The sequence below is a fragment of the Mesorhizobium sp. B1-1-8 genome, from assembly GCF_006442795.2.
In the GTDB taxonomy this organism is placed as follows: Bacteria; Pseudomonadota; Alphaproteobacteria; order Rhizobiales; family Rhizobiaceae; genus Mesorhizobium.
On the sequence record NZ_CP083956.1, the window covers coordinates 2,796,681 to 2,823,536 of the forward strand.

A 26,856-nucleotide genomic window follows, 5' to 3' on the forward strand; every position below is an offset into this window, starting at 1 on the left:
ACGAATGATGCTGCAGGACAAAGACCGCATCTTCACCAACATCTACGGCCTGTTCGACAAGTCGCTGGCGGGAGCGCAATCGCGCGGCGCCTGGGACGATACCCCTGGCCTCATCGCCAAGGGACGCGACTGGATCGTCAACGAGATGAAGGCCAGCGGCCTGCGCGGCCGCGGCGGCGCCGGCTTCCCGACCGGCCTGAAATGGTCGTTCATGCCCAAGCAGAGCGACGGCCGCCCGAGCTATCTCGTCATCAATGCCGATGAATCCGAGCCCGGCACCTGCAAGGACCGCGACATCCTGCGCAACGATCCGCACACGCTGGTCGAAGGCGCCCTGGTCGCCGGCTTCGCCATGGGCGCGATCGCCGCCTATATCTACGTGCGCGGCGAGTTCATCCGCGAGCGCGAGGCGCTGCAGCGCGCCATCGACGAGGCCTATGAAGCCAGGCTGATCGGCAAGGGCAACACCTCCGGCTACGATTTCGATATCTATATGCACCATGGCGCCGGCGCCTATATCTGCGGCGAGGAGACGGCGCTGCTCGAAAGCCTCGAAGGCAAGAAGGGCCAGCCCAGGCTGAAGCCGCCGTTCCCGGCCAATGTCGGCCTTTATGGCTGCCCGACCACGGTCAACAATGTCGAATCGATCGCGGTGGCGCCGACCATCCTGCGGCGCGGCGCGGCCTGGTTCTCGTCCTTCGGCCGGCCGAACAATGCCGGCACCAAGCTGTTCTGCGTCTCCGGCCACGTCAACAATCCGTGCACCGTCGAAGAGGCGATGTCGATCCCGTTCCGCGAGTTGATCGAGACGCATTGCGGCGGCATTCGCGGCGGCTGGGACAATCTGCTGGCCGTGATCCCGGGCGGCGCCTCGGTGCCGCTGGTGCCGGCCGGCCAGATCATCGACGCACCGATGGATTTCGACGCGCTGCGCGACCTGAAATCCGGCCTCGGCACCGCGGCTGTCATCGTCATGGACAAGTCGACCGATATCGTGAAGGCGATCGCGAGACTTTCCTACTTCTACAAGCATGAGAGCTGCGGCCAGTGCACGCCTTGCCGCGAAGGCACCGGCTGGATGTGGCGGGTGATGGAGCGGCTGGTGCGCGGCGAGGCGCAAAAGCGCGAGATCGACATGCTGCTCGATGTCACCAAGCAGGTCGAGGGCCACACGATCTGCGCGCTGGGCGACGCGGCGGCCTGGCCGATCCAGGGCCTGATGCGGCACTTCCGCGGCGAGGTGGAGCGGCGCATCGACGAGTTTTCGCGCAACGCCCACCGGGTGGAACCGGTGATGGTTGCTGCGGAATAGAAATTGGAATGCGGGCAATTGCCCGGGACGAAAAGCAGGGGCGGGGCACACGAAGAAACGACCAGGAGATGTCTATGGCGCCGTATTCGAAAGCCTACCCACTGATGCCCGATTTGGACCAATTCGAGAAGATGAACCAGGACCTGACCAAGATGATGCCCAAGGAGATGGCCAGCGCCGTCAACCTGATGGCGCATCCGGTCGCCGGCGCGGCGGCGATGTCGGCGCTCGGCATCGGTCTTGCCAACCAGGCCTTCGGCGTCTGGATGGGCGCGGTCACCGGCGCATTCGAAGCATCGCAACGTATGTTCCAGCCGATCTTCGAAGAATTCGAGACGCAGGCCGAAGCCGCCAATAACTCGTCCAAGGCCCGCAAGGCGACGGAGACGCTGATCGCCGAGGCGCAGACCTTCGCCAGGGACGTGACCGACATTGCGGCGAACGCCACCGAGAAAGCGCATGACTCGACCGGCGCCGACATGGTTGCGCAAACGGCCGCGACCGGGCTGATGCCGGAAGATTTCAAGCAGCCCAAGGCTGTCGCGAAGCCGGCAAGGCCTTCAGACCTGAAGGCGATATCGGGCATCGGGCCGAAGCTCGAGAAGGTGCTCAACGGGCTCGGCATCTGGACCTATCGCCAGATCGCGGCCTGGACGTCGGAAGAGATTGCCTGGGTCGAGGATTATCTGTCGCTCGCCGGCCGCATCGGCCGTGACGACTGGACCGGGCAGGCGGCGGCGCTCGCGGCGAAGAAGAAGTGAATGAAATGCCGGGCGCGGCCTCGGTCGCGCCCGGAAATTGAGATTGGGTTTGAGGCGAATGGCAAAGCTCAAGGTCGACGGGAAAGAAATAACGGTACCCGACCATTACACGCTGCTGCAGGCGGCCGAGGACGCCGGCGCGGAGGTGCCACGCTTCTGCTACCACGAGCGGCTTTCCATCGCCGGCAATTGCCGCATGTGCCTGATCGAGGTGAAGGGCGGGCCGCCCAAGCCGCAGGCCTCCTGCGCCATGGGCGTGCGCGACCTGCGCCCCGGCCCGAACGGCGAGCCGCCGGAAATCTTCACCAACACGCCGATGGTTAAGAAGGCCCGCGAAGGCGTGATGGAGTTCCTGCTGATCAACCATCCGCTGGATTGCCCGATCTGCGACCAGGGCGGTGAGTGCGACCTGCAGGACCAGGCAATGGCGTTCGGCGTCGATTCCTCGCGCTATCACGAGAACAAGCGCGCGGTCGAAGACAAGTATATCGGCCCGCTGGTCAAGACGGTGATGAACCGCTGCATCCACTGCACGCGCTGCGTCCGCTTCACCACCGAGGTCGCCGGTATTTCCGAGCTTGGACTGATCGGCCGCGGCGAGGATGCCGAGATCACCACCTATCTTGAGGAGGCGATGACGTCGGAGCTGCAGGGCAACGTCATCGACCTCTGCCCGGTCGGCGCATTGACCTCGAAGCCGTTCGCCTTCCAGGCGCGGCCCTGGGAACTGACCAAGACCGAATCGATCGACGTCATGGATGCCGTCGGCTCGGCGATCCGCGTCGATAGCCGAGGCCGCGAGGTGATGCGCATCCTGCCGCGCGTCAACGAGGCGGTGAACGAGGAGTGGATTTCGGACAAAACCCGCTTCATCTGGGACGGCCTGCGCACGCAGCGTCTCGACCGCCCCTATGTGCGCAAGAACGGCAAGCTTGTCCCGGCAAGCTGGGCCGAGGCCTTCGCGGCGATCAAGGACGAGGTGGGCAAGACCGCGCCCGAGCGGATCGGCGCCATTGCCGGCGACCTCGCGGCGGTCGAGGAGATCTATGCGCTGAAGCTCCTGATGGGCGCGCTCGGCTCGAAGAACATCGACTGCCGCCAGGACGGCGCAGCGCTCGATCCGTCGCTCGGCCGCGCCAGCTACATCTTCAATCCGACCATCGAAGGCATCGAACAGGCCGACGCGGTGCTGATCATCGGCGCCAATCCGCGTTTCGAGGCCTCGGTGCTCAATGCCCGTATCCGCAAGCGCTGGCGCGTCGGCAATCTGCCGGTCGGCGTCATCGGCGATGTCGGCGACACGCGCTACGACTACGAGTTGCTCGGCGCCGGTCCGGAATCGCTGAAGGACCTTGCCGACGGCAACGGCAAGTTCTTCGAAGTGCTGAGCAAGGCGACGCATCCGCTGATCATCGTCGGCCAGGGCGCGCTGGCGCGCACCGATGGCGCGGCGGTGCTCGGCCAGGCGGCAAGGCTGGCGGCCGCCGTCAATGCGGTCACGGCCGACTGGAACGGCTTTGCCGTGCTCCACAACGCAGCGGCCAGGGTCGGCGGCCTAGATGTCGGCTTCGTGCCGGGCGAGGGCGGCAAGAACGTCGCCGGCATGCTGGGCCAGACAGATCTGCTCTTCCTGCTCGGCGCCGACGAGATCGACATGGCCAGGACCGGCGGCGCCTTCGTCGTCTATATCGGCACGCATGGCGATGCCGGCGCGCACCGCGCCAACGTCATCCTGCCGGGCGCCGCCTACACCGAAAAATCCGGCACCTATATCAATACCGAAGGCCGCGTGCAGCAGACGAACCGCGCCGGTTTCGCGCCGGGCGAGGCGCGCGAGGACTGGGCGATCCTGAGGGCGCTGTCGGACGTGCTCGGCAAGAAGCTGCCGTTCGATTCGCTGCCGCAGCTGCGCGCCAAGCTCTATGGCGAATATCCACATCTTGCCCGCATCGACCAGGTCGCCGCCGGCAGCGCCGACGATGTCGCCAGAGCGGCGAAGCTCGGCGGGCGGCTGAACAAGGGCGCCTTCACCTCGCCGGTAAAGGACTTCTATCTAACCAACCCGATCGCGCGGGCGTCGGCCGTGATGGCCGAATGCTCGGCGCTGGCCAAGAGCGGCTTCAAGCAGGCGGCGGAATAAGCATGGAAACCTTCCTCTCCTTCTACGTGCTGCCGGCGCTGCTGATCCTGGTGAAGTCGGTCGTGCTGATCGTCGTGCTTCTGATCGGCGTCGCTTATCTGCTCTACGCCGACCGCAAGATCTGGGCGGCGGTGCAGTTGCGCCGCGGCCCGAACGTCGTCGGTCCGTGGGGAACGCTGCAGGCCTTTGCCGACCTTCTGAAATTCGTCTTCAAGGAGCCGGTGATCCCGTCGGGCGCCAACAAGGGCGTGTTCCTTCTGGCGCCGTTGGTTTCCGCCGTGCTGGCGATCTCGGCCTGGGCGGTCATTCCGGTCAATGAGGGCTGGGCGATCGCCAACATCAATGTCGGCATCCTCTATGTCTTCGCCATCTCCTCGCTCGAGGTCTATGGCGTGATCATGGGGGGCTGGGCGTCGAACTCGAAATATCCGTTCCTCGGCGCGCTGCGCTCCGCAGCGCAGATGGTGTCCTACGAAGTCTCGATCGGCTTCGTTATCGTCACCGTGCTGCTCACCGTCGGCTCGCTCAACCTCTCCGACATCGTCATGTCGCAGCAGGACGGTCTCGGCACGCGGCTCGGCCTGCCCAACACCTTCCTCGACTGGCACTGGCTGTCGCTGTTCCCGATGTTCGTGGTGTTCTTCATCTCGGCGCTTGCCGAGACGAACCGCCCGCCTTTCGACCTCGTCGAGGCGGAATCGGAACTGGTCGCCGGCCATATGGTCGAATATTCCTCGACGCCGTTCCTCTTGTTCTTCCTCGGCGAGTATGTCGCCGTCGTGCTGATGTGCGCGCTGGCCACCATCCTCTTCCTCGGCGGCTGGCTGCCGCCGTTCAACTTCGCGCCCTTCACCTGGGTGCCCGGGGTGATCTGGTTCGTGCTGAAGATCTGCCTGATGTTCTTCATGTTTTCGATGGTGAAGGCTTTCGTGCCGCGCTACCGCTACGACCAGCTGATGCGGCTGGGCTGGAAGGTGTTCCTGCCGATCTCGCTGTTCATGGTCGTCGCCACCGCGGCCTTCCTCAAGATCACGGGGTTTGCGTGATGTCCGCTCTTGGCCAAGCTGCAAAGGCGCTGCTGCTGAAGGATTTCGTCAGCGCCTTCTTCCTGTCGATGCGCCAGTTCATGGCGCCGAAGGAGACGATCAACTATCCGCACGAAAAGGGGCCGTTGAGCCCGCGCTTCCGCGGCGAGCATGCGCTGCGCCGCTATCCCAATGGCGAGGAGCGCTGCATCGCCTGCAAGCTGTGCGAAGCGATCTGCCCGGCGCAGGCGATCACCATCGAAGCCGGCCCTCGCCGCAACGACGGCACGCGCCGCACCGTGCGCTACGACATCGACATGGTGAAGTGCATCTATTGCGGCTTCTGCCAGGAAGCCTGCCCGGTCGACGCCATCGTCGAGGGGCCGAATTTCGAATTCGCGACCGAGACGCGCGAGGAGCTCTACTACAACAAGGAAAAGCTGCTCGCCAACGGCGATCGCTGGGAGCGGGAACTGGCGCGCAACATCGCGCTCGACGCGCCGTATAGGTGATTAGCGTGCTTCTCCCCGTTTGCGGGGAGAAGATGCCGGCAGGCAGATGAGGGGCGGCGCCAGCTTCTGGAACTTGGCGTTACCCCTCATCCGACCCTTCGGGCCACCTTCTCCCCGTAAACGGGGAGAAGGAACAAGAAAGTGGACGGCGCAACGTCGTCCGTCTAAGGAACACGCGGTTTCGAACCGGAGGCGGGTCGGAGTCGGAATTTGGAACCCGGGGAACCCCATGCTGACTGGATTAGAGGCGGTCTTCTTCTACCTCTTCGCCTTTATCGCCGTGGCGTCGGCCTTCATGGTCATTTCGGCGCGCAACCCCGTGCATTCGGTGCTGTTCCTGATCCTGACCTTCTTCAACGCCGCTGGGCTGTTCCTGCTGACCGGCGCCGAGTTCCTGGCCCTGATCCTGCTCGTCGTCTATGTCGGCGCGGTGATGGTGCTGTTCCTGTTCGTCGTCATGATGCTCGACGTCGACTTCGCCGAGATGAAGCAGGGCGCGCTGCAATATGCGCCGATCGGCGCGCTGGTCGGACTGATCCTGGCGGCGGAGTTGATCGTCGTGCTCGGCGGCTACAGCTTCGCGCCGCAGCTGGCCTCGACCGTTGCACAGCATACTCCCGATCTCGCCGCGCGCTCCAACACGGCCGCGCTCGGCGACATCCTCTACACGGATTATCTCTACTACTTCCAGATTGCCGGCCTGGTGCTGCTGGTCGCCATGATCGGCGCCATCGTCCTGACGCTGCGCCACAAGCCGGGCGTCAAGCGGCAGTCGATCGCGGCACAGGTCGGCCGCACGCCGGCCACGGGCATGGAAATCCGCAAGGTCAAGTCGGGCGAGGGGATCTGAGATGGTCGTCGGCATTGCACATTATCTGACCGTTTCGGCGATCCTGTTCACGCTCGGTGTGTTCGGCATCTTTTTGAACCGCCGCAACATCATCGTCATCCTGATGTCGATCGAGCTGATCCTGCTTGCGGTCAACATCAACTTCGTCGCCTTCTCGGCTGCGCTGCATGACCTTGTCGGCCAGGTGTTCGCCCTGTTCGTGCTGACGGTCGCGGCGGCCGAGGCGGCGATCGGTCTTGCCATTCTTGTCGTCTTCTTCCGCAACCGCGGCTCGATCGCGGTCGAAGACGTGAACCAGATGAAGGGTTGACGGGAACAACCATGTACCAGGCCATCGTCTTCCTTCCGCTGCTCGGCTTTCTGATCGTCGGACTGTTCGGCAATTCGCTGGGCGCCAAGGCATCGGAATACATCACCTCGGGCTTCCTGGTGATCTCGGCGGTGCTGTCGTGGGTCGCCTTCTTCGCGGTCGGCTTCGGCCATGGCGAGGTGTTCACCGTGCCGGTGCTGCGCTGGATCCAGGCCGGCGGGCTCGATGCGGCGTGGGCGCTGAGGATAGACACGCTGACGGTGGTGATGCTGGTCGTCGTCAACACCGTTTCGGCGCTGGTCCATATCTATTCGATCGGCTACATGCACTACGATCCGGACCGGCCGCGCTTCTTTGCCTATCTGTCGCTGTTCACCTTCGCCATGCTGATGCTGGTGACGGCCGACAATCTGGTGCAGATGTTCTTCGGCTGGGAAGGCGTCGGCCTCGCCTCCTATCTCCTGATCGGCTTCTGGTACAAGAAGCCTTCGGCCAATGCCGCGGCGATCAAGGCCTTCGTCGTCAACCGTATCGGCGATTTCGGCTTCGCGCTCGGCATTTTCGGGGTCTTCGTGCTGTTCGGCTCGGTCAACCTCGGCACCATCTTCGCCAATGCGGCGACGTTCATTCCCGCCGAAGGCGCGCCGCAGGGTGCCGCCGTTTTGACCTTCCTCGGCCATGGGCTCGACAGGCAGACGGCCATGACCGTCGTGTGCCTGCTGCTGTTCATGGGCGCCATGGGCAAGTCGGCGCAGGTGCCGCTGCACACCTGGCTGCCGGACGCCATGGAAGGCCCGACGCCGGTCTCGGCGCTGATCCATGCCGCCACCATGGTGACGGCCGGCGTGTTCATGCTGGCACGGCTGTCGCCGCTGTTCGAACTGTCGCATTCGGCGCTGACCGTGGTCACCTTCATCGGCGCCTTCACCGCCTTCTTCGCGGCGACCGTCGGCCTGGTCCAGAACGATATCAAGCGGGTCATCGCCTATTCGACCTGCTCACAGCTCGGCTACATGTTCGTGGCACTCGGCGTCGGCGCTTATGGCGCGGCGATCTTCCATCTTTTCACGCACGCTTTCTTCAAGGCGCTGCTATTCCTCGGCTCCGGCTCGGTCATCCATGCGGTCTCCGACGAGCAGGACATGCGCAGGATGGGCGGCCTCAGGGCCCTCATTCCGAAGACCTACTGGATGATGGTGGTCGGCACGCTTGCCCTGACCGGCGTCGGCATTCCGGTTACGGTCATCGGCACGGCCGGCTTCTTCTCCAAGGACGCCATCATCGAAGCGTCCTTTGCCGGCCACAATGTGTTTGCCGCCACCGCCTTCGTGCTGCTCGTCGTCGCCGCCTGCTTCACCAGCTTCTACTCCTGGCGGCTGATCTTCATGACCTTCCACGGCGAGCCGCGCGCCAGCCATGAGGTCATGCACCACGTCCATGAATCGCCGCCGGTGATGCTGGTGCCGCTCTATGTGCTGGCGGCCGGCGCGCTGTTTGCCGGCATCATCTTCCACGGCGCCTTCATCGGCGAGGGCTATGCCGAATTCTGGAAGGCGTCGCTGTTCACGCTGCCGGACAACCGCATCCTCCACGAGATCCACGAGTTGCCGCTGTGGGTGGAACTGGCGCCTTTCGTCGCCATGCTGATCGGCTTTGCTATCGCCTGGCAGTTTTACATCCGCCAGCCGGAATTGCCCCGGAGCGTCGCCGCCAATCACCGCTTGCTCTACGCCTTCCTGCTCAACAAGTGGTATTTCGACGAACTCTATGACATACTGTTCGTGCGGCCGGCAAAGCGCCTCGGCTCCTTCCTGTGGAAGACCGGTGACGGCACTATCATCGACGGGCTCGGCCCCGACGGCGTCTCGGCGCGCGTCGTCGACGTCACCAACCGGGTCGTCAAGCTGCAGACCGGCTATCTCTACCACTACGCTTTCGCCATGCTGATCGGCGTGGCCGCTCTCGTCACCTGGATGATGCTCTGATGACCGACTGGCCAATCCTCTCGCTGGTCACCTTCCTGCCGCTGGTTGGTGTGCTGCTCATCCTGTTCATCAACGATGACAGCGAAAACGCGCGCCGCAACATCCGCTCGATCGCCTTCATCACGACGGCGTTCACCTTCCTGATCTCGCTGTTCATCTGGAAGGGCTTCGACAACTCGCAGGCCGGCTTCCAGTTCGTCGAGAAATACGCCTGGCTCGACTCCGGCATCTCCTACCACATGGGCGTCGACGGCATCTCGATGCTGTTCGTCATCCTGACCACCTTTCTGATGCCGCTCTGCATCCTGGCCTCCTGGGAAGCGATCGAGAAGCGGGTGAAGGCCTACATGATCGCCTTCCTGCTGCTCGAGACGCTGATGATCGGCGTGTTCTGCGCGCTCGACATCGTGCTGTTCTACGTCTTCTTCGAGGCCGGCCTGATCCCGATGTTCATCATCATCGGCGTCTGGGGCGGCAAGCGGCGCGTCTATGCCTCGTTCAAGTTCTTTCTCTACACGCTGGCCGGTTCGGTGCTGATGCTGCTCGCCATCATGGCGATGTTCTACCAGTCCGGCACCACCGACATCACCACGCTGTTGACGCACAATTTCCCGGCTAACATGCAGACCTGGCTGTGGCTCGCCTTCTTCGCCTCCTTCGCGGTTAAGATGCCGATGTGGCCGGTGCACACCTGGCTGCCTGACGCGCATGTCGAAGCGCCGACGGCAGGCTCGGTGATCCTGGCCGCCATCCTCCTGAAGATGGGCGGGTACGGCTTCCTGCGTTTCTCGCTGCCAATGTTCCCGCTGGCGTCCGAGACGTTCGCGCCGCTGATCTTCACGCTCTCCGTCGTCGCCATCATCTACACTTCGCTGGTGGCGTTGATGCAGGAGGACATGAAGAAGCTGATCGCCTATTCGTCGGTCGCCCATATGGGCTTTGTCACCATGGGCATCTTCGCCATGAACCAGGAAGGCGTGCAGGGCGCGATGTTCCAGATGCTCAGCCACGGCCTCGTCTCGGGCGCGCTGTTCCTGTGCGTCGGCGTCATCTACGACCGCATGCATACGCGCGAGATCGACGCCTATGGCGGGCTGGTCAACAACATGCCGAAATACGCCGCCGTGTTCATGATCTTCACCATGGCCAATGTCGGCCTGCCGGGCACCAGCGGCTTCGTCGGCGAGTTCCTGACCATGCTCGGCGTGTTCCGGGTCAACACCTGGGTGGCCTTCTTCGCCGCCACCGGCGTGATCCTGTCGGCGGCTTACGCGCTCTGGCTCTACCGCCGGGTGATCTTCGGCGCGCTAACCAAGGACAGCCTGAAGAACTTGCTCGACCTGTCGACGCGCGAGAAGGTGATCATCTACCCGCTGGTGGCGCTGGTCATCTTCTTCGGCGTCTATCCGGCGCCGGTGTTCGACGTCACGACGCAGTCGGTGAAGGCGCTCGTCACCAACGTCACCGCATCCATCAATTCCGCGCAGACCGCGGCGGCGAACTGACCGGGGATATAGCGAACCATGACGCCGGACCTTCTCTCCAGCCTTTCGCTCTCGACGCCGGAGCTGATCCTTGCCATCGGCGCGCTGGCGCTGTTGATGGTGGGTGCCTATTCGCGCTCCGACAACACGATGACGGTGACCGGCCTTGCCGTCGCAGTGCTGGTGCTCGCCGGCCTGTGGCTGGCGTTCTCAAGCGGCGGCGGTGACGCCTATGGCCGCGCCTTCGTCCAGGATTCCTTCGGCCGCTTCATGAAGATGCTGGCGCTGATCGGCTCGGCGGTGACGCTGGTCATGTCGATGCGCTTCGCCAGGCAGGAACATTTCGACAAGTTCGAATATCCGGTGCTGATCGTGCTCTGCACGCTCGGCATGATGCTGATGATCTCGGCCAACGGCATGATCGGGCTCTATCTCGGGCTCGAGCTGCAGTCGCTGGCGATCTATGTGCTGGCGGCGATCAACCGCGACAATCTCCGCTCGACCGAGGCGGGCCTGAAGTATTTCGTGCTTGGCGCGCTTTCGTCGGGCATGCTGCTCTACGGCATCTCACTGGTCTATGGCTACACCGGCAATACCGGGTTCCACGAGATCGCGACGGCGCTGGGCAGCGGCGAACGGCAGCTTGGCCTCGTCTTCGGCCTGGTTTTCGTGCTTGCCGGCCTTGCCTTCAAGATCTCGGCGGTGCCGTTCCATATGTGGACGCCGGACGTCTATGAAGGCGCGCCGACGCCGATCACCGCCTTCCTCGCGGCCGCCCCGAAAATGGCGGCGATGGCGCTGATCGTGCGCGTCACCATGGGCGCCTTCAAGCCGATCGCCGCCGACTGGCAGCAGATCGTGGTTTTCATCTCGATTGCCTCGATGGCGCTCGGCGCCTTCGCCGCGATCGGCCAGACCAACATCAAGCGGCTTATGGCCTATTCCTCGATCGGCCATATGGGCTATGCGCTGGTCGGCCTTGCCGCCAACAGCCAAGCCGGCGTGCGCGGCGTGGTCATCTACATGCTGATCTATCTGGTGATGACGCTCGGCACCTTCGCCTTCATCCTCGCCATGCGTCGCAAGGAAGGCAATGTCGAGCAGATCAGCGATCTCGCCGGCCTCGCCTCGACCAACCCGATCATGGCGACGATCCTCACGATCCTGATGTTCTCGCTGGCCGGCATTCCGCCGCTCGCCGGCTTCTGGGGGAAGTGGTACGTGTTCCTCGCCGCCATCAATGCCAACCTCTACGCGCTGGCGATCATCGGTGTGCTGGCCTCGGTGGTGGGCGCTTACTATTATCTGCGTATCATCAAGATCATGTGGTTCGACGAGCCGGTCGGCGGCTTCGTGCCGATGGCCAGCGAACTGCGCCTCGTGCTCGGCGTCAGCGGCGCCTTCGTGCTGTTTTACGTGCTGATCGGCGGCCCGATCGGCAGCTATGCCGAAGCCGCCGCAAAAACCTTCTTCTGACGGGATGGCATTTCGGCTGGCTCCAACCGCGGCGTCGGAAGGGTTCCGGCTCGAGGCCCATGACAGCGTCGGTTCCACCAACGCGCTGGCGCTGGACCATGCGCGGGCTGGCGATCCGGGCAAGCTCTGGGTCGTCTCGAAGAAGCAGGAAAGCGGCCGCGGCCGGCGCGGCCGCGCCTGGGCAACGCCGGAAGGCAACCTCGCCGCGACGCTGCTCGTCGTCCCCGGTGGGGAGTTGCGGCTGGCCGCGACGCTCGGCTTCGTCGCCGGCCTCGCGTTGGCGGACGCGCTCGATGCGGTGGTGCCGCAGGGCCGGATCGCCGTCGGCCTCGATGGAGCGAGCCAGGGGCGCAACCGCTTCGAGCTGAAATGGCCAAACGACGTGCTCGCCTCAGGCGCAAAGCTCGCCGGCATCCTGCTGGAATCGGCTATGCTGGAAGGCGGCCGTTTCGCGGTCGCCGTCGGCATCGGCGTCAATGTCGTGACCTACCCGCAGGATTTGCCCTATCCGGCGACATCGCTTCGGGCGCTGGGCGCCAATTGCGATGCGGAGATGTTGTTCCTGGCGCTGTCGGATGCCTGGAGCGAGAACGCCAGGCTGTGGGACGAGGGACGTGGGCTCCTCGCCATCCGGCGGCGCTGGCTTACCCGCGCGGCCGGTCTCGGCAGCGAGGTTGCTGTCAGAATTGACGGTAATGTGGTGCGTGGCGTCTTCGAGACCATTGACGAGGACTGCCGTTTCGTGATCCGCGACGATGCAGGGTCAGTTTTGACGATCGCCGCCGGCGACGTGCATTTCGGCGCCGTCGCGTCGGCCCGTGCTTGACGGACCTGGTTTGATTGACTTGGCCCGACCGGCCAGGAAGGAAAGATTAATGGCGAATGCGAATAACGCCGAACTCGTTTTCGTGCCGCTCGGCGGCGTCGGCGAGATCGGCATGAACTTCGCCCTCTACGGCTACGGGCCGGCGGACGCGCGCGAATGGATCGTCGTCGATGTCGGCGTCACCTTTCCCGACAGCGCGCATCCGGGCGTCGACCTCATCCTGCCCGACACACGCTTCATCGAGGAAAACCTCGCCGGATTGCGCGGCATCGTCATCACCCATGCGCATGAGGATCACTATGGCGCGCTGCTCGACATCTGGCCGCGGCTCAAGGCGCCGGTCTGGATGACGCCGTTCACCGCCGGCCTGCTCGAGGCCAAGCGGCAGGGCGAGCAGGGCGCGCCGAAGATCCCGGCGTCGATCTATCGGGCCGGCGAGAAATTCACCGTTGGGCCGTTCGAGATCGAGGCCATTCCGGTCGCGCATTCGATCCCGGAGCCGATGTCGCTGGCGATCACCTCGCCGGCCGGCACGGTGATCCATACCGGCGACTGGAAGATCGATCCTGCGCCGACGATCGGGCCGAAGACCGACGAAGCGCGCTTCCGCGCCTATGGCGACAAGGGCGTGCTGGCGCTGGTCTGCGATTCCACCAACGCGCTGCGCGAAGGCGAGTCGCCGTCGGAAGTGGCCGTCGGCGAGGGGCTGAAGGGCGTCATCCAGAGCGCCAGGGGCCGCGTCGCGGTCACCACCTTCTCCTCCAATGTCGGGCGCATCGTCTCGATCGCAAAAGCGGCGCGCGATGCGGGGCGCCAGTGCCTGGTGCTCGGCCGCTCGCTGAAGCGCGTCATCGATGTCGCGAGCGAGCTCGGCTACATGGATGGCCTGCCGGAATTCATCGCCGAGGAAGACTACGGTTTTATCCCGCGCGAGAATTTAGTGATCATCTGCACTGGCAGCCAGGGCGAGCCGCTGGCGGCGCTGGCCAAACTGTCGCGGGACGAGATGAAGTCCGTGGCGCTGACGGCCGGCGACACGGTGGTGTTTTCCTCGCGCACCATTCCCGGCAACGAAAAGGGGATTCTCGAGATCAAGAACCGGCTGATCGACCTCGGCATGAAGATCATCGAGGACGGCGACGCGCTGGTGCATGTCTCCGGCCACCCGCGCCGCAGCGAGCTGCGCAAGATGTATGAGTGGGTGCGGCCGCAGATCGGCGTGCCGGTGCATGGCGAGGCGGCGCATCTGGTGGCGCAGGGCTCGCTGATGTCGATGTCGGGCATCGGCCAGGTGGCGCAGGTGCGCGACGGCGATATGCTCAGACTCTGGCCGGGCGTCGCCACAATCATCGACCAGGTGCCTTTCGGCCGGCTTTACAAGGACGGCTCGCTGATCGGCACCGACCAGGCGATGGGCATTCGCGACCGGCGCAAGCTGTCTTTTGCCGGCCATGTCGCGGTCAATGTCGTGCTCGACGACAAATACGAGCTTGCCGGCGACCCCGACCTGGTGGCGATCGGCGTTGCCGAGGCCGATGCCAGCGGCGAGACGCTTGAAGAGCTGATGCTCGATGCGGCAATCGGCGCGGTGGACTCCATCCCCCGCCAGCGCCGAAAAGACCTCGACCTGGTGCAGGAGGCGGTGCGCCGCGCCGTCCGCGGCGCCGCCAACGAAGCCTGGGGCAAGAAGCCGCTGGTGACGGTATTCGTCACGCGGTGACGAATGAGGGAGTAGGGGAGTAGTGGAGTAGGGGAGTAGGGGAGTAGGGAAGAACGTTCAGTCTTGTTTTTCCCTACTTCCCTACTCCCTTACTCCCCTAAAGCGGAGCGCTTTATGCTCGGACGCCTGAACCATGTCGCGCTTGCTGTGCCGGACCTGGCTGCTGCGACGGCGGCTTATCGCGACACGCTTGGCGCCACCCATGTGAGCGCGCCGCAGGCGTTGCCGGAGCATGGCGTGACCGTGGTGTTCGTCGACGTCGGCAACACCAAGGTCGAATTGCTGGAGCCGCTGGGCGAGGCTTCGCCGATCGCTGCGTTCCTCGAGAAGAATCCATCGGGCGGCATGCATCACGTCTGCTACGAGGTCGACGACATCCTCGCCGCGCGTGACCATCTCAAAGCGAGCGGCGCGCGTGTGCTCGGCGACGGCGATCCGAAAACCGGCGCGCACGGCAAGCCGGTGCTGTTCCTGCATCCCAAGGACTTCTTCGGCACACTGGTGGAACTGGAGCAGGCATGAACTGGGTTTCGCTGGCGGCGCTGTTCTTCGTCACCTGGTGGCTGGTGCTGTTTGCCGTGCTGCCGTTCAGCCTGCGCACGCAGGACGAGGATGAGGACGTGACGCTGGGGACTGTCTCCAGCGCGCCGCGCGGCCCGCACATGCTGCGCGCGGCCATTCGCACGACGATCGTCACGGCTGTCGTCATTGGCATTTTCTACGGCCTGACGAAGGGGCTGGGCTTCGGCTTCGACGACATCCCGCATATCGTGCCGGACTTTAGTCATAGCGACAGTCACTAAAAGTCCTACACAGTTTTCGCAAGTATTGAGCAACCAGCGCAGTTGCTGGTTGAAATCGGAAGCCGGCTTCCGATTTTGGCGGCTAAATACGGGTAATGCTGTGCGGCAGATGGTCGTGCTAAGCAGATGATTGCACAAAAAAAATGCAAGGCACGAGGCCTTGCAATTTAAACGCGTCCGATCTGTTTCCGGTGTCCGGCGGCAGCGAGTAACCGCGCCTAGATCGCATCCTCCCAAGACTTTGACCGCGTAGGAGGGCGGATTTTTCTCCGCCCTCTCGGTTATCGAGGCACACTAGACCAACGCAGGTGAAAATGTCACGAAGAATTTTGCCTCCAAACAGGCAATATCGTGCTGCACTGCACAATAGTGCGGCAGGCCTTGCTTGTGAATCGATCAAATGGCCATCTGGAGCACTTTCGGGCCAAAACGCCCTCTTTGGTAAGGTGCAGAAGGCCCCCGATACTTTGGGGCACTCGGGTTTCAATTCCGTCACGAAATAGCTATGAAGCCGGGGCAAGCAGCCTCGGCTGCGCCGATTCCGGCGCCGCCATCCTCACTCACGGACCAGTCCATGCGTTTGTCGCGCTACTTCCTGCCTATTCTCAAAGAAAATCCTCGCGAGGCCGAAATCGTCTCGCATCGACTGATGCTGCGCGCCGGCATGATCCGCCAGCAGGGGCAGGGCAGCTTCACCTGGCTGCCGATCGGCAAGCGGGTGCTGGACAAAGTCTGCCGGATCATCCGCGAGGAGCAGAACCGGGCCGGTGCGCTGGAGATCCTGATGCCGACCATCCAGTCGGCCGATCTTTGGCGCGAAAGCGGCCGCTACGACGATTACGGCAAGGAGATGCTGCGCATCAAGGATCGCCAGGACCGCGACATGCTCTACGGTCCGACCAACGAAGAGGTGGTCACCGAGATTTTTCGCGGCTACGTCAAGTCCTACAAGGACCTGCCGCTCAATCTCTACCATATCCAATGGAAGTATCGCGACGAGGTGAGGCCGCGCTTCGGCGTCATGCGCAGCCGAGAGTTCCTGATGAAGGACGCCTATTCCTTCGACCTCGATTTTGAAGGCGCCAGGGCCGCCTACAACCGCATGTTCGTCTCCTATCTCAGGACGTTCACGCGCATGGGCCTGCAGGCCATTCCGATGCGCGCCGACACCGGCCCGATCGGCGGCGACCTCAGCCACGAGTTCATCATCCTGGCCGACACCGGCGAGAGCCAGGTGTTCTGCGACCGCCAGTATCTCTCGCTCGATGTGCCGGGGGCGGATACCGACTTTTCGAACGACGCCGAGATTGCCGGGATCGTCAAGACGTGGACGACGCCTTACGCCGCCACCGACGAGATGCATGACGAGGCAGCCTGGGACAAGCTCGCCGAGGACACCAGGGTTTCGGCGCGCGGCATAGAAGTTGGCCATATTTTCCACTTCGGCGAGAAGTATTCCAAGCCGATGGGCGCCAAGGTGACCGGGCCTGACGGCAAGGAGCATTTCGTCTCGGGCGGCTCCTACGGCATCGGCCCGTCGCGGCTGGTCGCGGCGATCATCGAGGCAAGCCATGACGAGAACGGCATCATCTGGCCGCAATCGGTGGCGCCGTTCGATATCGGCCTGATCAACATGAAGGCCGGCGACGCCGAATGCGATCGCGTCTGCGACGAGCTCTACGCGGCGCTGGCTGCTGCCGGCAAAGACGTGCTTTACGACGACACCGACCAGCGGCCGGGCGGCAAGTTCGCCACCGCCGACCTGATCGGTCTGCCCTGGCAGGTGATCGTCGGCCCGCGCGGCGTCGCCGCCGGCGACGTCGAAATCAAGAACCGCAAGAGCGGTGAGCGTGAGACGCTGCCGATCGCGGAAGCCAAGAAGCGCCTGGGTATCGCCGCATGAGCGAGGCGGCGGCAGCGGCCCGATCACCGGCAGGCGCCTTTTCGGGCTTCGAGCGCATGGTGGCGTGGCGCTATCTGCGTTCGCGACGCAAGGAGACGGTGATCTCGGTCATCGCCTCGATCTCCTTCCTCGGCATCATGCTGGGCGTCGCGACGCTGATCGTCGTCATGGCGGTGATGAACGGTTTTCGCGCCGAGCTGCTCACCCGCATCCTCGGCGTGAACGGCCATCTGATCGTGCAGCCGTTGGATTCGCCGCTGGAGGACTATGCCCAGGTGGCGAGCCGCATCAACGGTGTGTCCGGCGTCAAATACGCCATCCCGCTGATCGACGGGCAGGTGCTGGCGCAAGGCAATGTCGGCGGCGGCACCGGCGCGCTGGTGCGCGGCATTCGCGGCGACGACCTCGGCAAGATCGCCATCGTCGCCAGCAACATCAAGGAAGGCACGCTCGACGGCTTCGACGCCGGCGAGGGCGTGGCGATCGGCAAGCGCATGGCCGAGAATCTGGGCCTCGTGCTCGGCGACACCATCACGCTGATCTCGCCGGATGGCGACGTCACCCCGCTCGGCACGAACCCGCGCATGAAGGGCTACAAGGTCACGGCGATCTTCGAGGTCGGCATGTCGGAATATGACAGCTCGATCGTCTACATGCCGTTTTCCGAGGCGCAGCTCTATTTCAACATGGACGGACGGGCGCAGACCATCGAGATCTATGTTGACAACCCAGACAATGTCGACGCGCTGAAGCCGCTGGTCGAACAGGCGGCGCAGCGGCCGATCGATCTCGTCGACTGGCGCCAGCGCAACGAAACCTTCTTCTCGGCCTTGCAGGTCGAGCGCAACGTCATGTTCATGATCCTGACGCTGATCGTGCTGGTGGCGGCGCTCAACATCATCTCGGGCCTGATCATGCTGGTGAAGGACAAGGGCCACGACATCGCCATCCTGCGCACGATGGGCGCCTCGCGTGGCGCCATCCTGCGCATCTTCCTGATGACGGGGGCGGCGATCGGCGTCACCGGCACCATTGCCGGTGTGCTGCTCGGCGTCGTCATCTGCCTCAACATCGAATCGATCCGCCAGTTCTTCTCCTGGATGACCGGGCGGATCCTGTTCAACCCCGAGCTCTATTTCCTCAGCCAGCTGCCGGCGAAGATGGATCCGCGCGAGACCACCTATGTCGTCATCATGGCGCTGGCGCTGTCGTTCCTGGCGACGGTGTTTCCGGCCTGGCGGGCGGCGCGGCTCGATCCCGTCGAAGCCTTGAGGTACGAATGATGGCCGACGCCATTATCGAGCTCAAGGGCGTCGAGCGGCACTATGTCCAGGGGCCGCGCAAGCTCACCATTTTGAACGGCGCCGATTTCTCGCTGAAGCGCGGCGAGATGGTGGCGCTGGTGGCGCCGTCGGGCACCGGCAAGTCGACCTTGCTGCACACGGCAGGCCTGCTCGAGCGGCCCGACGCCGGCGACGTGGTCCTGAGCGGGCGCGCCTGCGGCCGGCTTTCCGACGAGGAACGCACCGCCATCCGCCGCAACGATGTCGGTTTCGTCTACCAGTTCCATCATCTGCTGCCGGAATTCTCGGCGCTCGAAAACATCATGATGCCGCAGCTGATCAAGGGTCTGGGACGCAAGGACGCCTCCGAGCGGGCGGCGCAGCTTCTCGACTATATGCAGATCGGCAAGCGCGCCCAGCACCGGCCATCCGAGCTTTCGGGCGGCGAGCAGCAACGTGTCGCAATTGCCCGCGCGGTCGCCAATGCGCCGCTGGTGCTGCTGGCCGACGAGCCGACCGGCAACCTCGATCCGGCAACCGCGTCTTATGTCTTCGACGCGCTGGAGGCGCTGGTCAGGCAGTCGGGGCTCGCGGCGTTGATCGCCACCCACAATCACGAGCTGGCCGGGCGCATGGACCGGCGGGTGACATTGGCAGAGGGCAAGGTGGTGCCGCTTTAGGGTATGTTCCCCCAACGTCGTCATCCTAGGGCGAAGCTCCGCGAAGCGGAGCGTAGACCCTAGGATCCATGCCGTTACTTTCGAGACAAATGCTGGGGTCAGGATAAGGGACCTCTATCAGAGCGATAGTTTTGCACCGTAGCATAACATCTATGTCACGGCATGGATCCTAGGGTCTGCGCGCGTCGCTTCGCTCTGGGATGACGAAGCGATGGGTATGCTGACCAATCGCAAAGGCGTGCGGCTGTCCGATAGCACTATTCGACGCCTCGTCAACCTTTCCTTAACCGTGCCCAAATGGACAGCCCAATTCACTCCGTGGGGCTCTCTGTGATCGTTGACATTCGAACAAAATTAGAACAAAATACGAACATGTTAACAACAGGAGAGAGTTATGGCCGATCTGGTGCAGGATGTCGTCTCGCTCGTCTGCATGAGCACCTTCCTCGTTTCCATGGCGATGTGGATTGGCGCCATGTGAGAATGCGGCTTCTGCCGCCGCTGTTTTCGGGCGGGCAAACGGCCCGCTCTCGAGACGGCAAGAGCCCGCCCGTGGGACAGGCAAGGGCCTGCCGTCGGGACGGGCAAGAGCCCGCCCGTTGTTAAGCCTTTCTTGCCGCACCGCCGCTAGGTTTGCCCGAAGCACAGGGAGTAGCATCGCGTGTCGGTCATCGTCACGGTCATCCTGGTGGCCGGAAATCTTGGACTGATCTTTCTCTTGATGACGGTGCCGCTCGGGCTGCGCACGGTCCGGGTCAGCCGCGTGGTGGCGGCCGACCGGCATCGCCTGTGGCAGGCGCTGTGGCCGTTCGGCAGCGACGCCGGCTGGTCGGGCGAAATCCTCTCGGCCGAGCCGCTGGACTGCGAGGGCATGACCCTGGTCAAACTGTCCTGGGAGGGCAGGGACGGCCAGCCGATCGAGCGCAAGGCGGTGTTCGAGGATGTCGTGGAAGAGAGCCGTTTTTCGATGCGCGTCATCGACGATACTGCGCTCGATCCCTCGTTCTGGGCCAATTATCGCGAGACCGCCGAGCTGGTGCCCGAGGGCGATGCAACGCGGGTCACCCTGACGCAGACCGACCGCTATCGCGGTCTCGCCTTCCTGATCTTCCGCTATTTTGCGCTGCGCCGCGAGCTCGGCAAGCTGCAGCTCTGGGTGCGGACTGGCGAGTTTCGCAAGGGCGGCTGGTTCGAGCATCCGCTCAGCCAGGTCGGCTTCGCCGTGCTTTCGGCTTTCATCCTGTGGCCGTTCTTCGGCCTCAACCCCGGCGGACTGATCCTGGCCGCCATCCTGACCTCGGTGGTGGCGCTGCACGAGCTCGGTCATATGGCGGCGTTCCGGCTGACGGGGCATCGCCGGGCGCGGATGATCTTCATCCCGCTGCTTGGCGGCATCGCCATCGGCGGCAGGCCCTATGACAGCCGCTTCGAGGTCGCCTTCGTGGCGCTGATGGGCGCCGGCTTCTCCGCCTTCCTGGTGCCGGTGCTGATCGCGGCCAGCGGCTTCGTCGGCGGCGAGGGACATCGCCTGGCGGCGGCGCTTCTGGCCACACTTGCCGGCTGCGCCTCGCTGTTCAACATCGCCAATCTGGTGCCGGTGTGGAAATTCGACGGCGGCCAGGTGCTGCGCCAGATCTGCCCCGGGCCGGTCGTGCTCGCGGCGGCGTCGTTCTTCCTGCTGTTCGCCCTGCTGGCGCTCGGCTGGCGGGCCGGCTTCTCGTCCAGCTTCTTGCTGATTGCCGGCGCGGTGTTTTCGATTCTCAGCCTGATCACCATGGGCAGCGGCGTGAAGCCGCGCCACGAGCTGAAGCCGATCCAGTCTTTCGATCGTCTCGCCATGGCCGGCGCGTTGCTCGCCGTTTTCGCCATCCACGGTTATGGCCTGCTGTGGGCCGCGGCGCAGCTGGCCTGACGCTTCCGGGAAGCAGGTTCAGCCTGCCTTGCGAACTGCCTCGACGAGTGGCACCGCCGCCGGCCCGAACACATCCTCGAAGGCGGATTTCAGCGCCAGGTCGAGATCGGCCATGGTGACGGGCAGGCCGAGATCGACGAGGCTGGTCACGCCATGATCCGAAACGCCGCAGGGCACGATGCCGCTGAAATGGCCAAGCTCGGGTTCAACGTTGATGGCGATGCCGTGAAAGCTCACCCAGCGCCGCAGTCTGATGCCGATTGCCGCGATCTTGTCCTCGGCCAGTGAGCCGTCAGGCAGGGCAGGGCGGTCCGGCCGCACTACCCAGACGCCGACGCGGTCCTCGCGCCGTTCGCCGCGCACGTTGAAGGCGGCGAGCGTGCCGATGATCCAGTGTTCGAGCGCGGCGACAAAGGCGCGGACGTCCTCGCGCCGGCGTTTCAGGTCAAGCATGACATAGGCCACGCGCTGGCCGGGGCCGTGATAGGTGTATTCACCGCCGCGCCCGGCGGCGAATACCGGAAACCGGTCCGGCTCGATGAGATCCTCGATGCGGGCGCTGGTACCGGCCGTATAGAGCGGCGGGTGCTCGACCAGCCAGACCATCTCGCCGGCCGCGCCTGAGCGGATTGCCTCTGCCCGCGCTTCCATGACGGCAAGCGCATCGGGATAGGCGGTAAGGCCGGGCTCGATCACCCATTCGACCGGCGCCGAACCGGGCAGGGGCAGGAACGACGTGGCGATCTGGCTGCGTTCTGTCATGGCTGTTCGTTTTAGCTCATGCATGCCCAAACCGCCTTACGTTTCCGGCGACATGCATTTGCCTTCATATGGCGGCAAATGGTCAAAACGTCCAGTTCCGGCGGCGCGCCGGGAAGGTGCCGTGCGTTGTGCCAATCCGCGGCGAATATTCCGCATGGCGCACTTGTTTCGCCGGAAACGATTTGCTACAGGCCGCGGGCCGGTCCGTTCCGGCTCCTACCACGTGCGGTCGTGGCGGAATTGGTAGACGCGCAGCGTTGAGGTCGCTGTGGGGCAACCCGTGGAAGTTCGAGTCTTCTCGACCGCACCAAATCTCCTCCCGGCGGTACGCGATTAGCCTTGGGCGATGATACGAGTGATGTAAGTGGCTTGGCAAAAACCGGGCCTATCCCGTCCACCCAAGGCCAGCCGAGATGCAATTGATCGATACGAGCAGAGCGTCGGTCGCCCTTTTTTGATCCGCTGTGCCGATATTTGCACGAACTTCACGCAGCAGATCGACCTGCAGCCGGTGAATGTCGTCCATCTGCCGCCGCAGATTGTCGAAACGCCGCTTGAACATCGGAAAGCGCGCGGAAAGATCGCCTCCTGTGAGGTCGCCAATCAGGCGTCGCGTCAACTCGTATTCGGCGGCGATGCGGGCGTGGATTCGTCTGGCCGCATCGCTGTCGGACACCAGGCTGGCGTAGAGCCGCGCGATCTCCATGTCGGACTGGTAAAGCGTCTTCTCGGCCTCGTCGACGATCAGGCGGAAGAAGCGCGAGTGTTCGAACATGCGCGCCAGAAGTTCGCGCCCGGCCTCGCCGCGCACTGTGACGAAGGAGCTGAGCGCGCTGCCGATGCCATACCAGCCGGTCAACAAATGACGGTTCTGGCTCCAGGCGAACACCCATGGAATGGCGCGCAGGTCGGCAATGCCGCTGGCGCCGAAGCGGCGATCCGGCCGTGAGCCCATTTTCAGGAGCGCCAGTTCCGCGACGGGGCTCGCCCGGTTGAAATAATCGAGGAAGCCGGGCTCAGCCATCAACCCGGCATAGGATGCCTGCGACATGCCTGCCAGCGCTTCCAGCGCTTCGTCAAACTCGGGCGTTTCCTTCGGCTCGACATCGTCGGGCGATCGGACACCGTGGGCCAGCACGGCAGCGGCGAGTATCTCGAGCTGGTTGAGCCCCGTGCCACGATTGGCGAACTTCGAAGATGCGACCTCGCCCTGCTCCGTTACCCGCATGCTTCCGGCGACAGTGCCTTGCGGCTGCGCCGCGATCGCCCGGCCGGTCGGTGCGCCGCCACGGCTGACAGAGCCGCCGCGACCGTGGAAGAAACTGATCCTGACGTTATGCTTGCGCCCGACGGCAGCGAGGCGCTTTTGCGCTTTTGCCAGTTCCCAATTGGAAGCGAGGAAACCGCCGTCTTTGTTGGAATCCGAATAGCCAAGCATGATTTCCTGGCGCGCGCCGAAATCCCCCACCGTACGCCTCACCAGCGAAACGCCGAGCAATCCGTTCAGGATGCCGGGAGCGGCCTGCAGATCGGCGATGGTCTCGAACAATGGCACGATCCGCAGCCGGATTGTGCCGCTGCCGGGCGCGGTCGAAAGTCCACAATATTGCGCCAGCAGATAGACCGCGAGCAGGTCGTCGGCCGAGCGGGTCATGCTCAGCACGAAAGAGCCGACAGCGTCGGCATCCGAGCCGGAGATATGCTCGCGGATGACGGCGAATGTCGAAAGCAGTTCAGCTGCTTCAGGCGAGAGCCGGCTTGCGTCGATCTCCAGCCGCTCGCCCCCACTTAGGGCCGAGCGGATGCGCGCCGACCATTGCGGTGTACCGGCCGCGACCGGATCGGCGGGATTTGTCAGCGCAAACAGCTCGGCCAGCACCCGGTTGACGATCGTGGAGTTCTGCCGGATGTCGAGCGAGACTGTGTGGAAGCCGAAGCTTCCGACTTGCCAAAGCAGAGGCTGGACGAAACGCTTGGCTACCGCGCGCCCTCCGATCGCTTCGAGAACGGAAGACAGCGCGTTCAGATCGGCACGAAACGCCTCTGCCGAAAGGTACGCCGCCGCACCGCCGTCCCGCGTGGCCACCAGCCGGGCAAGCAAGGCCGAGGCGAACTGGCGAAGCGGTTCGTCAGGGTTACGGGCGGCGATCATTTGCGCCTGTCCGCTTTTATCGAGCGCCGTTTGCAGCATCGGCTTGAAGCTGGCCGGCAGGTCGATGACGTTCGAACTGGCGCTGAGCACCGTCACCAGCCGCTGCACCTGCGCCAGATACCAGCCTATGGCGGTATTGCGGTATTCGGCCATGGCATGGTCGGTGACCGCAGCCGTCACATTTGGATTGCCATCGCGGTCGCCGCCGATCCACGAGGCATAGCGCATGAAGGAGGGAATTCTGATCGGCTTTCCCGGATAGTGACGCTCGAAGGCGCCTTCAAGCTTGCCATAGAGCTGCGGCGTTGCCTCGAAGATGACTTCGCGAAAGAAATGCAGGCCCCAGGCGATTTCGCGCTCGACCGTCGGGCGCTCCAGCCGCAGCTCGCCCGTCATCCACAGAAGCTCGATCTCGCTTTCCAGATCAGCGACCAACAGGTCGCGTTCGCGCGGCGCCCAGCGCGGCTGGTCGAGCTCGGTCAGCTTGCGATAGATACGGCGGTGGATCTCCAGCACCGTGACGCGTTTGGCCTCCGTCGGGTGCGCGGTCATGGTCGGCCCGACGCAAAGCTCATCGAGCGTCGCCTGGACTTCCTCCGCCGAGTGCCCATTCGCCGCCATCTGCGCGATCACGCTGGCGAAGCACCCGGGCACTTCATCGACACCCGCGCCTTGTTCGAGTTCGCGTCGCGCCCGCATGGCAAGCAACTCGTCGGCAATAGTCAGCAACTGGAACCATACGCCGCTCGCCTGAAGCGCCGGGATGCGCTGCTCCGCGGCGAGGGAGACAAGCGACCTGCGTCCGCCCAGAACGGCGGCGATCTCGGGCTCACGCGCGCTGGCGACCTGAAGCAGCAGGCGCAACAAAAGGCTGCGCTCGTCCTCGCGAAACTTGATGCGTCTGCTCTGTTCCAAATCCGTGCGCTTTCTTTGGTCCGTCGCGTCGGTTGCCGCCGCGGCCGCGCCCTGGATTGAGGGTTGGCGCGGACTGTCAGGCGACCCTGTCCGGGACCGGCCGGCCTTCGAAGAAGGCGGTCAGGTTCTCCACCACCTTCATGCCCATCGCGACCCGCGTCTCTTCCGTCGCACTGCCGAGATGCGGCAACAGCACGACGTTCTCCAGCCGCTTGAGCGCCTCCGGAACCGCAGGCTCCTCGGCAAAGACGTCGAGGCCTGCCCCGGCAATGTCGCGCCGTTCCAGCGCACCGATCAGCGCATCCTGGTCGACGACATCGCCTCGCGCGGTGTTGATCAGAAAGGCGCTGCGGTTCATGCACCGCAGGCTTCGCGCATTGATGAGATGACGGTTCTCGGCGCCACCCGGACAATGCAGCGACACGAAGTCGGAGGCCGCGAGCAGGTCATCGAGGGTCGGCATCTGGACCGCACCCATGGCGCGCGTCTCGTCGTCATCGACCGGCGACCGGTTGAAGAACACGATCTTCATGCCGAAGCCGAAATGCGCGCGCCTGGCAGTCGCCTTGCCGATGCGCCCATGCCGACAATGCCCAAAGTCTTGCCCGATACCTTCGCACCGGCCATGTGGGTCGGCGACCAGCCACGCCATTGTCCGGCGCGCAGCTGCCGCTCGCCTTCACCGGTCCGGCGCGCGACAGCCAATATGAGGCTGAGCGCAAGGTCGGCGGTGCAATCGGTCAGCACGCCCGGCGTGTTGGTCACCACGATGTCGCGGTCACGGGCCGCCGCGACATCGATATGGCTGAAGCCGACGCCGAAATTGGCGATGATCCGGGTGCGGGCGTCGCCTTCGGGAAACACCGCGGAAGGCAGGCGGTCGCTAACCGTTGCCAGGATCGCGTCAAAATCCGCGAATGCCGATGTCATTGCGGCAGGGCTCAGCGGCGTGTCGCTGGCGTTGAGCGTCGTGTCGAAGCGCTCGGCAAGGATCGCTTCAACAGCGGCTGGCCATCTGCGGGTGACAATCAAACGCGGTTCCATCGAGTTTCCTGGCAATCGAGGAGTCGCCGCGATGCTTCCGCGGACCCCAGAACAGACTTCATGTTTTGCGCCGCGTGGTCTTCACCCGGTCGGCCATCACGCCGCCTTCTTCGTCCGCGACAGCGTCTCCGCCACGACCTCGCCGAAGGAGGCAGGGGTCGGCACGATCACGACGCCGGCCTCTTTGAGGATTTCGACCTTCTCCTGCGCCGATTCCCCAAAAGCCGAGATGATGGCGCCGGCGTGGCCCATGCGGCGGCCTTTCGGCGCTGACAGCCCGGCGATGTAGGCGATGAGCGGCTTCCGCATATTGTCGCGCGCCCAGATCGCGGCTTCGGCTTCCTGCGGCCCGCCGATCTCGCCGATCATCACCACGGCGTCGGTGTCCTCGTCCCGCTCGAACAGCTGCAGAATGTCCTTGAAGGACGAGCCGTTGATCGGGTCGCCGCCAATACCGACGCTGGTCGACACTCCGATGCCGAGCGCCTTCATCTGCGAGGCCGCCTCGTAGCCCAGTGTGCCGGAGCGGCCGACGATGCCGACGCGGCCGGGCAGGTAGATGCTGCCGGGCATGATGCCCATCAGCGCCTGTCCGGGCGTGATGACGCCGGCGCAGTTCGGGCCGACCAGCCGCATGCGGTCCTCGAAGCGGTAGCGGCGCATGTAGCGCTTGACCTGCATCATATCCTGCGAGGGAATACCGTCGGTGATGCAGACGCAGAGCTTTATGCCGGCATCCGCCGCTTCCATGATCGAATCGGCGGCGAAGGGCGGCGGCACGAAGACGATGCTGGCTTCGGCGCGCGTCTCGCGCACCGCGCCCTTGACGGTGTTGAAGACAGGCAGGCCGAGATGCGTCTGGCCGCCCTTGCCGGGGGTGACGCCGCCGACCAGCTTGGTGCCGTAGCGCTTCATATCGTCGGCATGGAAGCTGCCGATCTTGCCGGTGAACCCTTGCACGATGACGCGCGTGCTGCGGTTGAGCAGGATTGCCATTTTTC

21 protein-coding genes, 1 tRNA gene and 1 pseudogene are annotated in these 26,856 nt (G+C 64.1%); 19 read left to right on the top strand and 4 right to left on the bottom strand.

All coding sequences use genetic code 11. The features are described 5' to 3' along the window. The first annotated feature begins 7 nt into the window (after positions 1 to 7). The 18 genes from nuoF (at position 8) to FJ974_RS13700 (ending at position 20,982) form a co-directional block, all read left to right on the top strand. Entirely contained in the window at positions 8 to 1,312 is a 1,305-nt protein-coding gene (nuoF, locus tag FJ974_RS13615) for an NADH-quinone oxidoreductase subunit NuoF (protein WP_140530640.1), read from the top strand. A 74-nt stretch (positions 1,313 to 1,386) separates the two neighbouring features. After that, positions 1,387 to 2,073 (top strand): NADH-ubiquinone dehydrogenase, encoded by a 687-nt coding sequence (locus FJ974_RS13620; RefSeq protein ID WP_140530642.1) that lies wholly within the window; start codon positions 1,387 to 1,389, stop codon positions 2,071 to 2,073. Between the two features lie 58 nt (positions 2,074 to 2,131). Next, entirely contained in the window at positions 2,132 to 4,213 is a 2,082-nt protein-coding gene (gene nuoG, locus FJ974_RS13625) for an NADH-quinone oxidoreductase subunit NuoG (RefSeq protein WP_140530645.1), read from the top strand. Positions 4,214 to 4,215: 2 nt separating this feature from the next. Further along, positions 4,216 to 5,259: an NADH-quinone oxidoreductase subunit NuoH gene (gene nuoH, locus FJ974_RS13630; RefSeq protein WP_140530647.1), complete on the top strand. Its 1,044-nt coding sequence runs from the start codon at positions 4,216 to 4,218 to the stop codon at positions 5,257 to 5,259. Then, the gene (gene nuoI / locus FJ974_RS13635) at positions 5,259 to 5,750 is read left to right on the top strand and encodes an NADH-quinone oxidoreductase subunit NuoI (RefSeq protein ID WP_140530650.1); all 492 of its coding nucleotides are present in this window, start codon (positions 5,259 to 5,261) and stop codon (positions 5,748 to 5,750) included. Before nuoH ends, nuoI begins: the two co-directional genes overlap by 1 nt. A 229-nt stretch (positions 5,751 to 5,979) precedes the next feature. Next, a complete protein-coding gene (locus FJ974_RS13640; protein WP_140530652.1) occupies positions 5,980 to 6,600 on the top strand; it encodes an NADH-quinone oxidoreductase subunit J in 621 nt (206 codons plus the stop codon). 1 nt (position 6,601) lies between these two features. Next, on the top strand, positions 6,602 to 6,910 hold the full coding sequence (gene nuoK, locus FJ974_RS13645; RefSeq protein WP_066998791.1) for an NADH-quinone oxidoreductase subunit NuoK: 309 nt from the start codon (positions 6,602 to 6,604) through the stop codon (positions 6,908 to 6,910). Positions 6,911 to 6,921: 11 nt separating this feature from the next. Continuing rightward, positions 6,922 to 8,895 carry an NADH-quinone oxidoreductase subunit L gene (gene nuoL, locus FJ974_RS13650; RefSeq protein ID WP_140530655.1) on the top strand — a complete coding sequence of 658 codons (1,974 nt, stop codon included), beginning with the start codon at positions 6,922 to 6,924 and terminating at the stop codon, positions 8,893 to 8,895. Then, a complete protein-coding gene (locus tag FJ974_RS13655; RefSeq protein WP_140530657.1) occupies positions 8,895 to 10,400 on the top strand; it encodes an NADH-quinone oxidoreductase subunit M in 1,506 nt (501 codons plus the stop codon). Before nuoL ends, FJ974_RS13655 begins: the two co-directional genes overlap by 1 nt. An 18-nt stretch (positions 10,401 to 10,418) precedes the next feature. Beyond that, positions 10,419 to 11,855 carry an NADH-quinone oxidoreductase subunit NuoN gene (gene nuoN, locus FJ974_RS13660; RefSeq protein WP_140530659.1) on the top strand — a complete coding sequence of 479 codons (1,437 nt, stop codon included), beginning with the start codon at positions 10,419 to 10,421 and terminating at the stop codon, positions 11,853 to 11,855. Positions 11,856 to 11,859: 4 nt separating this feature from the next. Beyond that, positions 11,860 to 12,681, top strand: coding sequence for a biotin--[acetyl-CoA-carboxylase] ligase (locus tag FJ974_RS13665; protein WP_140530662.1), 822 nt, complete (start codon positions 11,860 to 11,862; stop codon positions 12,679 to 12,681). 49 nt (positions 12,682 to 12,730) lie between these two features. Then, entirely contained in the window at positions 12,731 to 14,401 is a 1,671-nt protein-coding gene (locus tag FJ974_RS13670) for a ribonuclease J (protein ID WP_140530664.1), read from the top strand. Positions 14,402 to 14,515: 114 nt separating this feature from the next. Beyond that, positions 14,516 to 14,923 carry a methylmalonyl-CoA epimerase gene (mce, locus tag FJ974_RS13675; protein ID WP_140530667.1) on the top strand — a complete coding sequence of 136 codons (408 nt, stop codon included), beginning with the start codon at positions 14,516 to 14,518 and terminating at the stop codon, positions 14,921 to 14,923. Further along, positions 14,920 to 15,204 carry a DUF1467 family protein gene (locus tag FJ974_RS13680; protein WP_140530670.1) on the top strand — a complete coding sequence of 95 codons (285 nt, stop codon included), beginning with the start codon at positions 14,920 to 14,922 and terminating at the stop codon, positions 15,202 to 15,204. The genes mce and FJ974_RS13680 overlap by 4 nt, the downstream gene beginning before the upstream one ends. Positions 15,205 to 15,778: 574 nt before the next feature. Continuing rightward, entirely contained in the window at positions 15,779 to 17,107 is a 1,329-nt protein-coding gene (proS, locus tag FJ974_RS13685) for a proline--tRNA ligase (RefSeq protein WP_140530672.1), read from the top strand. Then, entirely contained in the window at positions 17,104 to 18,390 is a 1,287-nt protein-coding gene (locus tag FJ974_RS13690) for a lipoprotein-releasing ABC transporter permease subunit (RefSeq protein WP_140530675.1), read from the top strand. Before proS ends, FJ974_RS13690 begins: the two co-directional genes overlap by 4 nt. After that, the gene (locus tag FJ974_RS13695; RefSeq protein ID WP_140530901.1) at positions 18,390 to 19,070 is read left to right on the top strand and encodes an ABC transporter ATP-binding protein; all 681 of its coding nucleotides are present in this window, start codon (positions 18,390 to 18,392) and stop codon (positions 19,068 to 19,070) included. Before FJ974_RS13690 ends, FJ974_RS13695 begins: the two co-directional genes overlap by 1 nt. A 661-nt stretch (positions 19,071 to 19,731) precedes the next feature. After that, a complete protein-coding gene (locus FJ974_RS13700; RefSeq protein ID WP_140530677.1) occupies positions 19,732 to 20,982 on the top strand; it encodes a site-2 protease family protein in 1,251 nt (416 codons plus the stop codon). Between the two features lie 18 nt (positions 20,983 to 21,000). Here FJ974_RS13700 and lipB read toward each other — a convergent pair whose 3' ends face one another. Beyond that, positions 21,001 to 21,744 carry a lipoyl(octanoyl) transferase LipB gene (lipB, locus tag FJ974_RS13705; protein ID WP_140530680.1) on the bottom strand — a complete coding sequence of 248 codons (744 nt, stop codon included), beginning with the start codon at positions 21,742 to 21,744 and terminating at the stop codon, positions 21,001 to 21,003. A gap of 225 nt (positions 21,745 to 21,969) precedes the next feature. On the opposite strand from lipB, the gene FJ974_RS13710 reads away from it, so the two are divergent. Beyond that, positions 21,970 to 22,054: transfer RNA gene (locus FJ974_RS13710), tRNA-Leu, on the top strand. 75 nt (positions 22,055 to 22,129) lie between these two features. Here the strand turns inward: FJ974_RS13710 and FJ974_RS13715 are convergent. The 3 genes and pseudogenes from FJ974_RS13715 to sucD all read right to left on the bottom strand — a co-directional run bounded on the left by FJ974_RS13715 (position 22,130) and on the right by sucD (position 26,851). Then, positions 22,130 to 24,811: a phosphoenolpyruvate carboxylase gene (locus FJ974_RS13715; protein WP_140530683.1), complete on the bottom strand. Its 2,682-nt coding sequence runs from the start codon at positions 24,809 to 24,811 to the stop codon at positions 22,130 to 22,132. Positions 24,812 to 24,887: 76 nt separating this feature from the next. Next, positions 24,888 to 25,855, bottom strand: a pseudogene (locus FJ974_RS13720) (2-hydroxyacid dehydrogenase). Between the two features lie 96 nt (positions 25,856 to 25,951). Further along, entirely contained in the window at positions 25,952 to 26,851 is a 900-nt protein-coding gene (gene sucD / locus FJ974_RS13725) for a succinate--CoA ligase subunit alpha (RefSeq protein ID WP_140530686.1), read from the bottom strand. Between the last annotated feature and the right edge of the window lie 5 nt (positions 26,852 to 26,856).

Bases quoted from the DNA above. Each gene is read 5' to 3' on its own strand.
- FJ974_RS13670 (WP_140530664.1), top strand. From the start codon at position 12,731: ATGGCGAATGCGAATAACGCCGAACTCGTTTTCGTGCCGCTCGGCGGC.
- nuoF (WP_140530640.1), top strand. From the start codon at position 8: ATGCTGCAGGACAAAGACCGCATCTTCACCAACATCTACGGCCTGTTC.
- FJ974_RS13690 (WP_140530675.1), top strand. From the start codon at position 17,104: ATGAGCGAGGCGGCGGCAGCGGCCCGATCACCGGCAGGCGCCTTTTCG.
- FJ974_RS13665 (WP_140530662.1), top strand. From the start codon at position 11,860: ATGGCATTTCGGCTGGCTCCAACCGCGGCGTCGGAAGGGTTCCGGCTC.
- FJ974_RS13620 (WP_140530642.1), top strand. From the start codon at position 1,387: ATGGCGCCGTATTCGAAAGCCTACCCACTGATGCCCGATTTGGACCAA.
- nuoH (WP_140530647.1), top strand. From the start codon at position 4,216: ATGGAAACCTTCCTCTCCTTCTACGTGCTGCCGGCGCTGCTGATCCTG.
- nuoI (WP_140530650.1), top strand. From the start codon at position 5,259: ATGTCCGCTCTTGGCCAAGCTGCAAAGGCGCTGCTGCTGAAGGATTTC.
- nuoN (WP_140530659.1), top strand. From the start codon at position 10,419: ATGACGCCGGACCTTCTCTCCAGCCTTTCGCTCTCGACGCCGGAGCTG.
- lipB (WP_140530680.1), bottom strand. From the start codon at position 21,744: ATGACAGAACGCAGCCAGATCGCCACGTCGTTCCTGCCCCTGCCCGGT.
- FJ974_RS13680 (WP_140530670.1), top strand. From the start codon at position 14,920: ATGAACTGGGTTTCGCTGGCGGCGCTGTTCTTCGTCACCTGGTGGCTG.
- nuoK (WP_066998791.1), top strand. From the start codon at position 6,602: ATGGTCGTCGGCATTGCACATTATCTGACCGTTTCGGCGATCCTGTTC.
- proS (WP_140530672.1), top strand. From the start codon at position 15,779: ATGCGTTTGTCGCGCTACTTCCTGCCTATTCTCAAAGAAAATCCTCGC.
- nuoG (WP_140530645.1), top strand. From the start codon at position 2,132: ATGGCAAAGCTCAAGGTCGACGGGAAAGAAATAACGGTACCCGACCAT.
- nuoL (WP_140530655.1), top strand. From the start codon at position 6,922: ATGTACCAGGCCATCGTCTTCCTTCCGCTGCTCGGCTTTCTGATCGTC.
- FJ974_RS13640 (WP_140530652.1), top strand. From the start codon at position 5,980: ATGCTGACTGGATTAGAGGCGGTCTTCTTCTACCTCTTCGCCTTTATC.
- FJ974_RS13695 (WP_140530901.1), top strand. From the start codon at position 18,390: ATGGCCGACGCCATTATCGAGCTCAAGGGCGTCGAGCGGCACTATGTC.
- mce (WP_140530667.1), top strand. From the start codon at position 14,516: ATGCTCGGACGCCTGAACCATGTCGCGCTTGCTGTGCCGGACCTGGCT.
- sucD (WP_140530686.1), bottom strand. From the start codon at position 26,851: ATGGCAATCCTGCTCAACCGCAGCACGCGCGTCATCGTGCAAGGGTTC.
- FJ974_RS13655 (WP_140530657.1), top strand. From the start codon at position 8,895: ATGACCGACTGGCCAATCCTCTCGCTGGTCACCTTCCTGCCGCTGGTT.